The sequence below is a fragment of the Actinoplanes sp. NPDC051388 genome, assembly GCF_055586225.1.
This window is the reverse complement of sequence record NZ_JBVJIP010000008.1, coordinates 168,597-181,660: the sequence shown is the minus strand read 5'-3', so window position 1 is coordinate 181,660 and position 13,064 is coordinate 168,597. Positions and strand designations below refer to the sequence as shown.

The following is a 13,064-nucleotide window of genomic DNA, read 5'->3' as shown; positions in this document are numbered from 1 at the left end:
TCTCCTGTGCCGACCGGCGCGGGAAAGGACATCGGTGTTCTACTGGCTGCTCAAGTACGTCGTGCTCGGGCCACTGCTCAAGGTGCTCTTCCGCCCGGACGTGGACGGTCTGCGCCATGTGCCGGCGACCGGCCCGGTGATCCTCGCCTGCAACCATCTTTCTTTCTCGGACTCGATCTTCACACCGCTGATCGTCCGGCGCAGGGTGACGTTCGTCGCGAAAGCGGAGTACTTCACCGGTAAGGGGATCAAAGGCTGGCTCATGCGCCAGTTCTTCTCCGGCACCGGGACCATCCCGGTGGACCGATCGGGCGGCAAGGCGGCCCAGGCGGCTCTCGACACCCTGTTGCGGGTGCTGCGCGACGGTGACGTGGCCGGCATCTACCCCGAGGGCACCCGCTCACCGGACGGCCGGCTCTACCGCGGCAAGACGGGGGTGGCCCGGCTGGCCCTGGAGAGCGGCGCGCTGGTGGTGCCGGTGGCGCTGCTGAACACCGACGAGATCCAGCCGACCGGCAAGCTGATCCCGTCGGTCAAGCGGGTGCGGATGCGTTTCGGCAAGCCGCTGGACTTCTCCCGCTATGCCGCGAGCAAGGGCGACCGGTTCGTCGAGCGGGCGGTCACCGACGAGATCATGTACGAGATCATGACGCTGACCGGCCGCCCCTACGTCGACGTTTATGCGGCCTCGTTGAAGACCGCCGTGATCGCCCCGACGCCTGCCTCTACCGCGGCGCTTCCATCCCGGCCCGACGCCGCAGCGCAGAAACGTCCGTGACCACGATGCGGCGGCCCTCGGTGCGCAGCCAGCCGCGGTTGGCGAAGGATCCGATCGCCTGATTGACGCTCTGCCGCGAGCCGCCCGCCATCTCGGCGAGCTGGCTCTGGTTGAGCTCGATGGTGATCATCGGCGCCTGATTTTCCCCGGCCAGCCGGACCAGCGTCTTGGCCACCCGGCCGGGCAGGTCGAGGAACACGTGGTCGGCGTTCTGCTCGGTGAGCCGGCGGATCAGCGCGCCGAAGGACCGCATCACCGCGTCGAGGATTCTGGGGTTGGAGTGCACCAGGTCGATGAACGCCGCCCGGGAGAGGGCGAGGGCCTGGGTGTCCTCGATCGCTTCGGCCGAGGCGGAGCGGGCGGAACCATCCAGCAGGGAGACCTCGCCGAGGACGTCGGGCGGGCGGATCACGGTGAGCACCGCCCGCTCGCCGGTGGGAGAGGTGCGGAAGACCGCGATGGCGCCGCGCTTGAGGATGATCAACGACTCGCCGGGGTCGTGCTCGACGAAGATGATCTGCCCTTTGCGATAGGTGCGGGGCACGGCGGTGGCGAGCACGCGGGCCCGAACCTCCGGCTCCAGACCGGCGAACATGTCCACGCTGGCCAGCGGATCACTGGGATCCGGCAGGCGATGGTCCACGGCTCTTTCCTCCCCGGTCAGGGCCTGAATCACGCTGGTCGGGGCGCCGGCCCCGTCGACGCGACGATCACTCATAGCATGAAGAGCACCTGCGACGCCATGTGATACCTCGTTGGCGCAATTCCTGCCGCCGCCGGCGATCCGCACTCGATCATCCTCCGGCCGCTGCTTTCTGTATAGGTCGCAAGCGCGAAGCGTGATAGTCGCCCACGGTGTCCGTCGGATGGACCGGGCGTACCGGGATAATCGCCGCCGTGTCGCACAACGACGACCTCCTTCGATCCATGCTGCGTGATCACTGGCACCTGACGCCGACGGAGATCACCTCCCTCGACGGGGGCCTGATGTCCTGCGCGTGGGAGGTCGACGCGGGCGGGGAGCGCTATGTCGCCCGGTTGGTGGACGAGCCCGCGAAACAACCGGTGGAGGCCGGTCTGGCCGCGGCGGAACACCTGCGCGGCTGGGGGATCGAGGTGGGTGCTCCGGTGCGTACCCTCGGCGGCGGTCTCACCGCACGGACCCCGGCGGGCGCGCTCGCGGTCTCGCGCCGCGTGCCGGGCCGATCGCTGGCCGGCGCCGATCCGGTCGACCAGCAGTGGTGGGGCGACCGGCTGGGCGCCGTGCACCGGGTGCTGCAGGACTTCCACCATCCCGGGCTGCGGCCGTGGAACCTGATCGACCCGGACGCGCCGCATCTGGACGTCCAGCCGTGGCTGCGCGCCGCGGTCGCCGACGCGGTCACCGTCACCACCCGGCTCACCGTCACCGATCGCCTCACCTACGGCGTGCTGCACGGCGACCCGGCGCCGGCCGGCTTCGTGGTGGATCCGGAGACCGGGCGGGCCGGGCTCTTCGACTGCGGGGCGAGCGGCACCGGGCCACTGATCTACGACGTGGCCGCGGCGGTGGTCTATGCCGGCGGGGCCGAGGCGTCGGCCGAGTTCCTGGACGGCTACCTGGCGGCCGGCCCGGTGCACCGCGACGAGGTGGACGCCGCCCTGCCGGTGCTGATCCGCTTCCGCTGGGCCGTCCAGGCCGACTGGTCGGCGCGCCAACTCGCGGCTCTGCCCGGCGGCGGCGGGGTCTGCCCGGACGCGGCCCGGGCCATGCTGGCGACGGCGCGGGAGGCCCTGGGGTCTGCCTGAGGCCGGCGATGCGCCAGGATGTACCGCGATGGTCTACCGCTATTTCTACGACTGCGAGTTCATCGAGGACGGCCGCCTGGTCGACCTCGTCTCGATCGGCGTGGTCGACGAGCACGGCCGTGAGTTCTATGCCGTCTCCACCGAATTCGACGACACCCGGGCGGTGCCCTGGGTGCGCCGCAACGTGCTCGACAAGCTGCCCAGCCCGGCCGACCCCGCCTGGCGGTCGCGCGAGCGGATCCGCGACGACCTGTACGAGTTCCTGATGGAACCGGTGCGCGGCCGATCCGAGCAGATCGAGCTGTGGGCCTGGTACGCGGCCTACGACCACGTGGCCCTCGCCCAGCTGTGGGGCGCGATGCCCGCCCTGCCCCGGGAGATCCCGCGCTTCACCAAGGACCTCCGGCAGCTGTGGGACGACCTGGGCAAGCCGCATCTGCCCAGCGCCGCGGGCCGGCACGACGCCCTGGTCGACGCGAAACACAACCTGGCGCGGTGGAAGGTGATGATTCGGCCCGCCTCCTGAGGAAGGCAGAGGGTGCTCATCCTGATCGGCTACGCGAAGGCGGCCGTAACCGGGAAGACCCCGGAAGCGGGGGAGAACGAAACAGTCCGCCGGTAGCGGGGTGCGTTGGTCCGGGGTCAGCCCGACGACTACAGTGCGCATGCGGCCCCGGCCCCCGGACCGGCAGCGTTGCCGAACATCCCAGGCAGCTCGGGAGTCTCGCGACCCACCATGGGAGGACGAGTCATCATGCGTATCGGCGTGCTCACCGGCGGCGGCGACTGCCCCGGTCTGAACGCGGTGATCCGGGCAGTGGTGCGCAAGGGCGTGGCCACCTACGGACACGAGTTCGTCGGCTTCCGGGACGGCTGGAAGGGCCCGCTCGAGGGTCTGACGAAGCCGCTCGGCATCTCCGAGGTGCGGGGCATCCTCCCGCGCGGCGGCACCATTCTCGGCTCCTCGCGGACCAACCCCTTCAAGATCGAGGGCGGCGTCGAGCGGATCAAGGCCAACCTCGCCGAGCAGGGCGTGGACGCGCTGGTCGCGATCGGCGGCGAGGACACCCTCGGCGTGGCGACCAAGCTCAACGACCTCGGCGTCAACGTCGTCGGCGTGCCGAAGACGATCGACAACGACCTGAACGCGACCGACTACACGTTCGGCTTCGACACCGCGGTGAACATCGCGATGGAGGCGATCGACCGGCTGCACACCACCGCCGAGTCGCACCACCGCACGCTGGTCGTCGAGGTGATGGGCCGGCACGCCGGCTGGATCGCCCTGCACGCCGGCCTGGCCGGTGGCGCCAACGTGATCCTGCTGCCGGAGCGCAACTTCGACGTGGACCAGGTCGCGACCTATGTGACCAAGCGGTTCCAGGTGGAGTACGCGCCGATCGTCGTGGTCGCCGAGGGCGCGCAGCCGCTCGAGGGCCAGATGGTGACGCACAACCAGGAGCTGGACGCGTTCGGCCACGTGCGGCTGGGCGGCATCGGCCAGTGGCTGGCACAGCAGCTCGAGGAGAAGACCGGCAAGGAGGCCCGCACGGTCGTCCTCGGTCACATCCAGCGCGGTGGCACCCCGACCGCGTTCGACCGGGTGCTCGCCACCCGCTTCGGCCTGCAGGCGATCGACGCGGTGCACGAGGGCGACTTCGGCAAGATGATGGCGCTGCGCGGCACCGACATCGTGCGGGTTCCGCTGGCCGAGGGCACCGGTGAGCTCAAGACCGTGCCGATCGAGCGCTACGACGAGGCCGAAGTCTTCTTCGGCAGCTAGGCACGGGGGAGTCCAGATGAAGGTCGCGGTGATCGGCACCGGCAAGATCGGTGAGCTGGTGTTGTCCGGGTTGCTCCGGGCCGGCTGGCAGCCGTCCGAGTTGCTGATCACCGCGCGCCGGGCCGAGCGCGCCACCGAGCTCTCCGAGCGTTACGGCGTGCGCGCGGTGGACAACCTGACCGCGGTGGTCGAGGCGGACGTCCTGGCCATCGCGGTGAAGCCGCAGGACGCCGGCGTGCTGCTCGACGAGATCCGGGCCAAGGTGCCGGCCGGCAAGCTGGTCATCTCGCTCTGCGCCGGGCTGCCGACCGGCTTCTTCGCGAGCCGGCTGCCCGAGGGCACCCCGGTGATCCGGGTCATGACGAACACCCCGGCCCTGGTCGATCAGGCGATGACCGCGATCTCGGCGGGCCCGCACGCGACCGGCGAGCATCTGGCCATCGCGGAGGAGATGTTCAAGCCGCTGGGCTCGACCATCCGGGTGCCGGAGTCGCAACAGGACGCGGTCACCGCGCTGTCGGGCTCCGGGCCGGCCTATTTCTATCTGCTGGTCGAGGCGATGATCGACGCCGGCATCCTGCTCGGGTTGCCGCGTCAGGTGGCGCACGAGCTGATCGTGCAGACCGCGATCGGCTCGGCGGTGATGCTGCGCGACTCCGGGGAGCACCCGGTCAAGCTGCGCGAGGCGGTCACCTCGCCGGCCGGCACCACCATCTCGGCGATCCGCGAGCTGGAGAACCACGGCGTGCGCGCGGCCATGCTGGCCGCCCTGGAAGCGGCCCGGGACCGGGCCCGGGAGATCGCCGAAGCGGCTAATACCAAATAGCTATGCGGGCGCCGTTGGCTTCCTCCGGCGGCGACGGGTGGGACATCGCCGAGCCGGTGGCCATCCGGTGCGCGCTCCAGGCCACCGCGGCCGCGTCCAGGATGTCGTCCGGCGGCGCCTGCCCGGCCGGTCCCAGATTGTCCGGCAGCACGATGCCGTGCCGCGCGAGGAGCTCCCGCCGCCGGGCCTGACCGGTCCAGGTCTTTTTCGCGTACGCCAGCGGCTCGCCCGCCATCTGCCGGAACGACACCTCGGGATGCGCCTCGAAGAGCAGCTTCGGGTGCCGTTCCCAGATCGCGTTCGCCTCCAGCAGCTTGGGCCGCAGCGCCCACGACTGGCGGCTCAGCCCGGATCCGGTCAGCTCGCGGCACAGCCGGTTCGCCGTGGCGAAGTCCGGCTCCTGCCAGACCGCCCGCGGCGGCACCCGGAACACGCTGCTCCGCCGTGGCCCCAGCTGATCCGCGGCCAGCGTGTCGGCCGCCCGCCAGCGGTCCGGCAGCATGCCCAGCGGGATGTCCACTCCGATCACCGCGGCGCCCGAGCTGCCCGCCACGATCTCGTACAGGGTGGACGCGAGCAGTGCCCGGCCGAAGTGGCCGTCCCGCAGCTCCACACCCACCCAGCCCAGCGCGTACGCGTCGACGCCGATGACGTTGACGGTCATCGCACGCCCTGCGGGCGCGCACGGTCGTCGATGGGGACGACGAAGTTGGTCATGACGGCAGACTACGCGCTGTGGTGGTTCGATGGCACGCCGTGCTGCTCCCTCTAGAAAACTTAAGTCGGTGCTCAATCCTGGCGGTGCATCTTGACGAGCATTTACAAGTGTGACTACGGTCTCTTCAACGTTCTTTTTGGAAAGTTTCCTAAATGTTCACGAGGAGACGCCGTGCAGAAATCCCTCCGCCGTGCGCTGTGGGCCGGAGCGGTGGTCGTGGTGGGAGTCGCGACCATGCCCATGGTCCAGGCGTCCGCCGCTGCCGCGTGTGCCCCCGCCTGGAACTCGACGTCGATCTACGTCAACGGCAACCAGGCGTCCCAGAACGGCCACAACTACCAGGCCAAGTGGTGGAACCAGAACGAGAGCCCGGCCACCCACAGCGGGCAGTGGGACGTCTGGGCCGACCAGGGCACCTGTGGCGGCACCACGCCGCCCACCGACCCGCCCACCAGTCCCCCCACCAGCCCGCCGACCGACCCGCCGCCGAACCCGGGTGGCAAGAAGGTCATCGGCTACTTCGCGCAGTGGGGCGTCTACGCCCGCCAGTACTTCGTGAAGAACATCGAGACCTCGGGCTCGGCCAACAAGCTGACCCACATCCTGTACGCGTTCGGCAACACCAGCGGCGGCAACTGCACGATCGGTGACTCCTACGCCGACTACGACATGGCGTACACGGCGGCGAACAGCGTCGACGGGGTCGCGGACACCTGGGACGCCGGCGCCCTGCGCGGCAACTTCAACCAGCTGCGCAAGCTCAAGCGGATGCATCCGGGCCTCAAGGTGATCTGGTCGTTCGGCGGCTGGACCTGGTCCGGTGGCTTCAGCCAGGCCGCGCAGAACCCGACCGGGTTCGCGAACTCCTGCTACAACCTGGTCAAGGACTCCCGCTGGTCGGACGTCTTCGACGGCATCGACATCGACTGGGAGTACCCGAACGCCTGTGGCCTCTCCTGCGACTCCAGCGGGCCGGCCTCGTACAACAACGTGGTCACCGCGCTGCGCAACAAGTTCGGCTCGAGCTTCCTGGTCACCTCGGCGATCTCGGCGGACGGCTCGAACGGCGGCAAGCTGGATGCGGCCGACTACGCCAGCGGCATCTCCAAGCTCGACTTCGTGATGCCGATGACCTACGACTACTACGGCGCGTTCAGCGCGAACGGCCCGACCGCTCCGCACTCGCCGCTGACCTCCTACCCCGGGATCCCGCAGCAGGGCTTCTGGTCGGACGCGGCGATCCAGAAGCTCAAGGGCAAGGGCGTGCCGGCCAACAAGATGCTGCTCGGCATCGGCTTCTACGGCCGCGGCTGGACCGGTGTCAACCAGGCCGCGCCGGGCGGCTCGGCCTCCGGGCCGGCGGCCGGCATCGAGCCGGGCGTGCAGGACTACAAGGTGCTGAAGACCCAGTGCCCGCCCACCGGCACGGTCGGTGGCACGTCCTACTCCTACTGCGGCAACAACTGGTGGAGCTACGACACCCCGGCGACCATCGCGGGCAAGATGACCTACGCCAAGAACCAGGGTCTGGCCGGTGCCTTCTTCTGGGAGTTCTCCGGAGACACCGCCAACGGTGAGCTGATCACGGCCATCAAGAACGGCCTCCAGTAACATCCGACCTTCAGTAACACCCGATCCAAGTGATGCGGGGCGCCGATCCGGCGCCCCGCATCGTCATGTGGTCACCGCGGTCACGTCGAACCCGCGCGCCATCTCGCGGCCACCGATTGGTTCCGTTCACCCGGCCGATCGGCCCAGTGACGCGCCGCCGTAGGCTGGTCGGCATGCGCCGCGAGTGGCATCAGCTCAGCTATCCCGGGGTCGGCAACCAGGCTTTGCAGACCTCCCGCCCGTCCACCGACTCGGCCGAGGACTCGGCTCTCGGCCTGGACCGATGGCGTGATCTGCCGCGCCTGCAGATGCCGCCGTGGCCGGACATGGCAGAGGTCGCCTCGGTCTGCGACGTGCTCGAAAACGTGCCCTCGATCGTCGCGCCCTACGAGGTCGACCAGCTCCGGGTGAAGCTCGCCGACGTGGCCGAGGGCCGGGCGTTCCTGCTGCAGGGCGGCGACTGCGCGGAGACCTTCGCGGACAACACCGAGAGCCACCTGCTGGCCAACGCGCGCACCCTGCTGCAGATGGCGGTGGTGCTGACGTACGGCGCCTCGATGCCGGTGGTGAAGGTGGCGCGGGTCGCGGGGCAATACACGAAGCCCAGGTCGGCGGCCACCGACGCGCTCGGGCTCCCGGCCTACCGCGGCGACATGATCAACGCACTGGACGCGAACGAGAAGGCCCGGGTGGCGGATCCGCAGCGGATGATCCGGGCCTATGCGAACTCGGCGGCGGCGATGAACATGCTGCGGGCTTACCTAGCGGGTGGTCTGGCCGATCTGGCCGGGTTGCACACCTGGAACAAGGACTTCGTGCGGGCCTCCCCGGCGGGTGAGCGTTACGAGGCGATCGCCCGCGAGATCGACCGGGCGCTGGACTTCATCCGGGCCTGCGGCATGACCGACGACGAGGCGCTGCGCACGGTCAGCCTCTACTGCTCGCACGAGGCCCTGGCGCTGGAGTACGACCGCGCGCTCACCCGGGTGTCGGACCGTCGCGCCTACGGCCTGTCCGGCCACTTCCTGTGGATCGGCGAGCGCACCCGTCAGCTCGACGGCGCGCACATCGACTTCATCAGCCGCATCGCCAACCCGGTCGGCGTGAAGCTCGGCCCGGGCACCGCCCCGGAGACCGCGATCGAGCTGTGCGAGAAGCTCAACCCCGACAACGTGCCGGGCAAGCTCACGCTGATCAGCCGGATGGGCAACGGCAAGGTGCGCGAGGCGCTGCCGCCGATCGTCGAGAAGGTCACCGCCACCGGCGCCAAGGTGGTCTGGCAGTGCGACCCGATGCACGGCAACACGCACGAGTCGTCCAACGGCTACAAGACCCGGCACTTCGACCGGATCGTCGACGAGGTGCTGGGTTATTTCGAGGTGCACCGCGGCCTCGGCACCCACCCGGGCGGCATCCACGTCGAGCTGACCGGCGAGGACGTGACCGAGTGCCTGGGCGGCGCGCAGGGCATCGAGGACCTCGACCTGCCGGACCGTTACGAAACCGCCTGCGACCCGCGCCTGAACACCCAGCAGAGCCTGGAGCTGGCGTTCCTGGTGGCCGAGATGCTGCGTGGCTGACCTCCGTTCGGACACGGTCACCAGGCCGACCGCGGAGATGCGGGCGGCGATGGCGTCCGCCGAGGTCGGCGACGACGTGTTCGGCGACGACCCCACGGTGAACGCGCTGGAAGCGGACGTGGCGGCGCGGTTCGGCCACGAGGCGGCGCTGTTCTGCCCGTCCGGCACGATGGCCAACCAGATCGCGCTGCAACTGCTGGTGCCGCCCGGCGGTGAGCTGCTGGCCGGCGCGGACGCGCACGTGCTGTCCTATGAGCTGGGTGCGGCCGCCGCGTTCGGCGGCGTCTCCACCCGCACCTGGGGATCGGCCGGAGCCGCCCTGGACGTGGACGAGATCGCCGCGATGATCCGCCCGCCCGGCTACCCGTCCAACCCGACCCGGGCGATCGCCGTCGAGCAGACCCACAACCTGGCCGGCGGGCTGGTCGTCCCGCTGCCGGCGCTGCGGGATCTGGCCGAGGTGTGCGCCGCCACGGGCGTCGCGCTGCACTGCGACGGCGCCCGCATCTGGCACGCCCACGTGGCCGAGGACGTGCCGCTGGAAACCTACGGCCGGCTCTTCGACACGCTGTCGGTGTGCCTCTCCAAGGGCCTCGGCGCCCCGATCGGCTCGCTGGTGATCGGCTCGGCCGAGCGGATCGCCCGGGCCCGGGTGCTGCGCAAACGGATGGGCGGCGGCATGCGCCAGGTGGGCATCCTGGCCGCCGCCGGGCAATATGCGCTGGACCACCACCTGAAGCGACTGGCCGACGACCATGCGCGGGCGCAGCGGCTGGCCGCCGGGCTGGCGCACACCGGCACGGTGCGGCCGGTGCGGACCAACGTCGTGCTGCTCGACCTCACCGGCACCGGCTGGGACGCGCCCGGCCTGGTCGCCGCGGCCGCCGGGCAGGGGGTGCTGATCGCCGCCATGCTGCCGCACCTGGCCCGGCTGATCACCCACCTCGATGTCGGCGACGACGACGTGGACCGGGCCGGCGCGGTGCTCAGGGAGTTGCTGGGCGCAAGGATTTGAGCAGCGCGATGTCGGCCGCGTGGCCCTCGTGCTCCTTCGACGGCGTCTCCACGATCACCGGCAGGCCGGCCACCGCCGGGTGCGCGAAGAGCTCGGCGAAGGCGGCGGCGCCGATCCGGCCCTGACCGATCGTCTCGTGCCGGTCGCGGGTCGAGCCGCAGTCGTCCTTGGAGTCGTTGGCGTGGATCAGCGCCAGCCGGCCCGGCCCGGCCGCCTCGACCAGCGCGTCCAGGGTCGCCGTCATGCCGCCCGCGGTGGCCAGGTCGTGCCCGGCGGCCCAGGCGTGGCAGGTGTCGAAGCAGACGCCCAGCCACGGGTGCCGCTCCACCGCCTCCAGATAGGGCGCCAGGTCCTGCACCTTGGACGCCAGGCTGCGGCCGCCGCCCGCGCTCGGCTCGACCAGCAGCCTGGGCAGACCGGCCGCGGCCGCCCGGTCGAGCAGCGGCGGCAGCGCCTCGTGCAGCTGGTGCATCGCTTTGTCGTCGTGCGCCGGATCGACCGAGCTGCCGGCGTGGAAAACCACCGCGCTCGCCCCGATCGCGGCGCCCCGGTCGAGCGCGTGCGCCAGCGTGTCCACCGACCGCTCGACCGTCAGCATGGTCGGCGAGCCGAGGTTCACCAGCAGCGACGCGTGGATGAAGGCGGGCAGGCCGCGCTCGCCGCAGCCGTCCCGGAACAGCGCGTCCTGCGCCGGGTCGCCGGGCGGCAGGGCCCAGCCGCGCGAGTTCGACACGTAGACCTGGACCGCCTCGGACCCGGCGGCATCGGCATAGGGCAGCGCCGCCTTCGCCAGGCCGCCCGCGGTCTTCGTGTGCGAACCGACGGGGCTCAGACAGCGATCTTTCATGGGTTTTCCGCCGCGGGTTGGCTCAGAAGCACTGGATGGCCACCTCGGTCTGCGGCGCCACCTGGGTGTTCTCCGGCGGGTTCTGCCCGCGCACCGTGCCGTTCGGGTTGAAGTCGATGCGCACCTTGAGGCCGGCCGCCTCCAGCGCCTGCTGACCCTGGGCGCACGGCAGGTCGAGCACCCGTGGCACGGCCACCAGCGGCGGGCCCTCGCTGACGTCCAGCTTGACCTCGGCCTCCTTCTCCACTCCGGAGCCGGGCTTCGGGTTCTGGCCGATCACCGAGTCCTTCGGCGCGTCGTTCTGCTTGTACGACTCCACCGCGGACAGGCCGAGCCCCTGCAGGATTTGCCTCGCCTCGTTGATGTTCTTGCCGCTCAGGTCGGGCACGGTGATCGGGGCGCGGCCCTTGCTCACCACCACGGTCACCGTCTCGCCCGGTTTCAGCTGCTCGTTGGCCTTGGGATCGGAGGAGATCACCACGCCCTGCGGCAGCGCGTCGCTGTATTTCCCGGCGCCTTCCTTGAGCTTGAGCTTCACCTGCTCGAGCTCGCCCTTGGCGGCGGCCAGCTCCATGCCGACGACGTCCGGCACCGGGTAGCGCTCCGGGCCCAGCGACAGGGTCAGGGTGACCACGCCGCCCTTGATGATCTTCGAATCCTCGGCCGGGTCCTGCCCGAGCACGATGTCCTTGGCGGCCGTCTCGCTGAACTGCCCGTCCGCATAGATCACCTTGAAGCCGCCCTGCTGGGCGCGCTGCTCGGCCTGCGCGCGGGTCATGTTCACCAGGCGCGGCGAGTCCGTGTAACGGCCCAGGGTGACCCACCAGGTGCTGCCGATCACGGTCAGGATCATCAGCCCGACCGCGACCATGATGGTGATCCGGCGCCTGTCCCCGCCGCGGCCGAACAGCCCACCGCCGGCCCGCTCGCCGCCCGGCGTGGTGTTTCGCCGGCGCGGCGCACGGGTGTGGCCCTGCTCGGGCAGGCGCGCCCAGCCGGGCCGGTCGCCGCCGGTGGCCGGGAAGGTGCTGGTGACCGCGGGCAGCGCGGTGGTCGCCTCGGCGGCGTGCCGGGCCGGCACCTGCCGCAGCAGGGCGGTCTCCACGTTCTGTGCGCCCAGATCGTCGCGCACCACCTGCACCTCGGCGAGCAGCGCGCCGGCGTCGGTGGGCCGGGCGCCGGGGTCGCGGCGGGTGGCCCGCGCGACCAGGTCGTCGATCGCCGTGGGCAGGCCGCGGACGAAGCTGGACGGCGGCGGCACGTCGTTGTCCACGTGCTGCCAGGCCACCTCGACCGGCTCGTCGCCGTCATAGGGCACCCGGCCGGTGACCATCTCGAAGAGCACGATGCCGGCCGAATAAACGTCGGTGCGGGCGTCCGCGTGGCCGTCGGTGACCAGCTCGGGGGCCACATAGGCGACCGTGGCCATGAGCTGGCCGGAGTCGTCGCTGCTGCTCGCCTCGACCGCGCGGGCCAGCCCGAAGTCGGCGACCTTGACCACCGCGTCCACCAGGTTGGCCACGCCGCCGCTGGGCGCCTCGGCGACCAGCACGTTCTCCGGCTTGACGTCGCGGTGCACCAGCCCGGCGCGGTGCGCGGCGGCGATCGCGGCGAGCATCTGCTCGAGGATCGCCAGCGCCTCCACCGGGTTGAGCCGGCGCCGTTGGGTGATCAGGTCGCGCAGGGTGCGGCCCTGCACGTACTCCATCACCAGATAGGGCAGACCCTGGTGGCGGCCCTGGTCGTAGACCGCGACCACATTGGGGTGGGTGAGCCGGGCGATCGTCTTGGCCTCGTCGGTGAACCGGTCGACGAAGTGCACGTTGGTCGCCTGTGAAGGGTGGATGATCTTCAGCGCGACGGTGCGCTCCAACCGCTCGTCCACGGCGGTGTACACGGTCGCCATGCCACCACGGGCCACGCGACCGGTGATCCGGTAGCGCCCGTCAATCGTCGTGCCGATCAACGTGTCGGCGACTGTGGTGTCCATCGGCGTGAAGTGTATGTGTCCTTCCGGTACCGGCGGTTCAGGATGCCACAGCTGAGACCGAACGGGTACGCCCCGACGCCGTGACCTGGGCGTCCGGGTGATTTGGCATCAACCGGACGCTTGCCCAA

Annotated in this window: 12 protein-coding genes; 8 read left to right on the top strand and 4 right to left on the bottom strand. The window is 70.6% G+C overall.

Annotated elements, in window-relative coordinates:
- The first annotated feature begins 34 nt into the window (after nt 1-34).
- Nucleotides 35-778, top strand: coding sequence for a lysophospholipid acyltransferase family protein (locus tag ACZ6TI_RS21535; RefSeq protein ID WP_465346869.1), 744 nt, complete (start codon nt 35-37; stop codon nt 776-778).
- On the opposite strand, the gene ACZ6TI_RS21530 is transcribed toward ACZ6TI_RS21535, so the two are convergent.
- Nucleotides 726-1,421 carry a Crp/Fnr family transcriptional regulator gene (locus ACZ6TI_RS21530; RefSeq protein ID WP_465347128.1) on the bottom strand — a complete coding sequence of 232 codons (696 nt, stop codon included), beginning with the start codon at nt 1,419-1,421 and terminating at the stop codon, nt 726-728. The two genes, ACZ6TI_RS21535 and ACZ6TI_RS21530, sit on opposite strands and share 53 nt — an antisense overlap.
- Before the next feature lie 254 nt (nt 1,422-1,675).
- On the opposite strand from ACZ6TI_RS21530, the gene ACZ6TI_RS21525 reads away from it, so the two are divergent.
- The 4 genes from ACZ6TI_RS21525 (at nt 1,676) to proC (ending at nt 5,175) form a co-directional block, all read left to right on the top strand.
- Nucleotides 1,676-2,566 carry a phosphotransferase enzyme family protein gene (locus tag ACZ6TI_RS21525; protein WP_465346868.1) on the top strand — a complete coding sequence of 297 codons (891 nt, stop codon included), beginning with the start codon at nt 1,676-1,678 and terminating at the stop codon, nt 2,564-2,566.
- Between the two features lie 28 nt (nt 2,567-2,594).
- Entirely contained in the window at nt 2,595-3,092 is a 498-nt protein-coding gene (locus ACZ6TI_RS21520; RefSeq protein WP_465346867.1) for a polyadenylate-specific 3'-exoribonuclease AS, read from the top strand.
- A gap of 228 nt (nt 3,093-3,320) precedes the next feature.
- Nucleotides 3,321-4,349, top strand: coding sequence for a 6-phosphofructokinase (locus ACZ6TI_RS21515; protein WP_465346866.1), 1,029 nt, complete (start codon nt 3,321-3,323; stop codon nt 4,347-4,349).
- Nucleotides 4,350-4,365: 16 nt separating this feature from the next.
- Nucleotides 4,366-5,175, top strand: a complete 810-nt coding sequence (gene proC / locus ACZ6TI_RS21510) for a pyrroline-5-carboxylate reductase (protein ID WP_465346865.1) — start codon at nt 4,366-4,368, stop codon at nt 5,173-5,175.
- On the opposite strand, the gene ACZ6TI_RS21505 is transcribed toward proC, so the two are convergent.
- Nucleotides 5,162-5,839 carry a DUF429 domain-containing protein gene (locus ACZ6TI_RS21505; RefSeq protein ID WP_465346864.1) on the bottom strand — a complete coding sequence of 226 codons (678 nt, stop codon included), beginning with the start codon at nt 5,837-5,839 and terminating at the stop codon, nt 5,162-5,164. The genes proC and ACZ6TI_RS21505 overlap by 14 nt on opposite strands.
- Before the next feature lie 225 nt (nt 5,840-6,064).
- Between ACZ6TI_RS21505 and ACZ6TI_RS21500 the strand changes: the two genes are divergently transcribed.
- The 3 genes from ACZ6TI_RS21500 to ACZ6TI_RS21490 all read left to right on the top strand — a co-directional run bounded on the left by ACZ6TI_RS21500 (nt 6,065) and on the right by ACZ6TI_RS21490 (nt 10,099).
- Nucleotides 6,065-7,504 (top strand): glycosyl hydrolase family 18 protein, encoded by a 1,440-nt coding sequence (locus tag ACZ6TI_RS21500; RefSeq protein ID WP_465346863.1) that lies wholly within the window; start codon nt 6,065-6,067, stop codon nt 7,502-7,504.
- 173 nt (nt 7,505-7,677) lie between these two features.
- Nucleotides 7,678-9,084: a class II 3-deoxy-7-phosphoheptulonate synthase gene (locus ACZ6TI_RS21495; RefSeq protein ID WP_465346862.1), complete on the top strand. Its 1,407-nt coding sequence runs from the start codon at nt 7,678-7,680 to the stop codon at nt 9,082-9,084.
- Complete coding sequence (locus tag ACZ6TI_RS21490) at nt 9,077-10,099, top strand: threonine aldolase family protein (RefSeq protein WP_465346861.1); 1,023 nt, start codon at nt 9,077-9,079, stop codon at nt 10,097-10,099. The genes ACZ6TI_RS21495 and ACZ6TI_RS21490 overlap by 8 nt, the downstream gene beginning before the upstream one ends.
- On the opposite strand, the gene ACZ6TI_RS21485 is transcribed toward ACZ6TI_RS21490, so the two are convergent.
- Nucleotides 10,071-10,946 (bottom strand): deoxyribonuclease IV, encoded by an 876-nt coding sequence (locus ACZ6TI_RS21485; protein WP_465346860.1) that lies wholly within the window; start codon nt 10,944-10,946, stop codon nt 10,071-10,073. The two genes, ACZ6TI_RS21490 and ACZ6TI_RS21485, sit on opposite strands and share 29 nt — an antisense overlap.
- A gap of 22 nt (nt 10,947-10,968) precedes the next feature.
- On the bottom strand, nt 10,969-12,936 hold the full coding sequence (gene pknB, locus ACZ6TI_RS21480; RefSeq protein WP_465346859.1) for a Stk1 family PASTA domain-containing Ser/Thr kinase: 1,968 nt from the start codon (nt 12,934-12,936) through the stop codon (nt 10,969-10,971).
- Nucleotides 12,937-13,064: the final 128 nt, after the last annotated feature.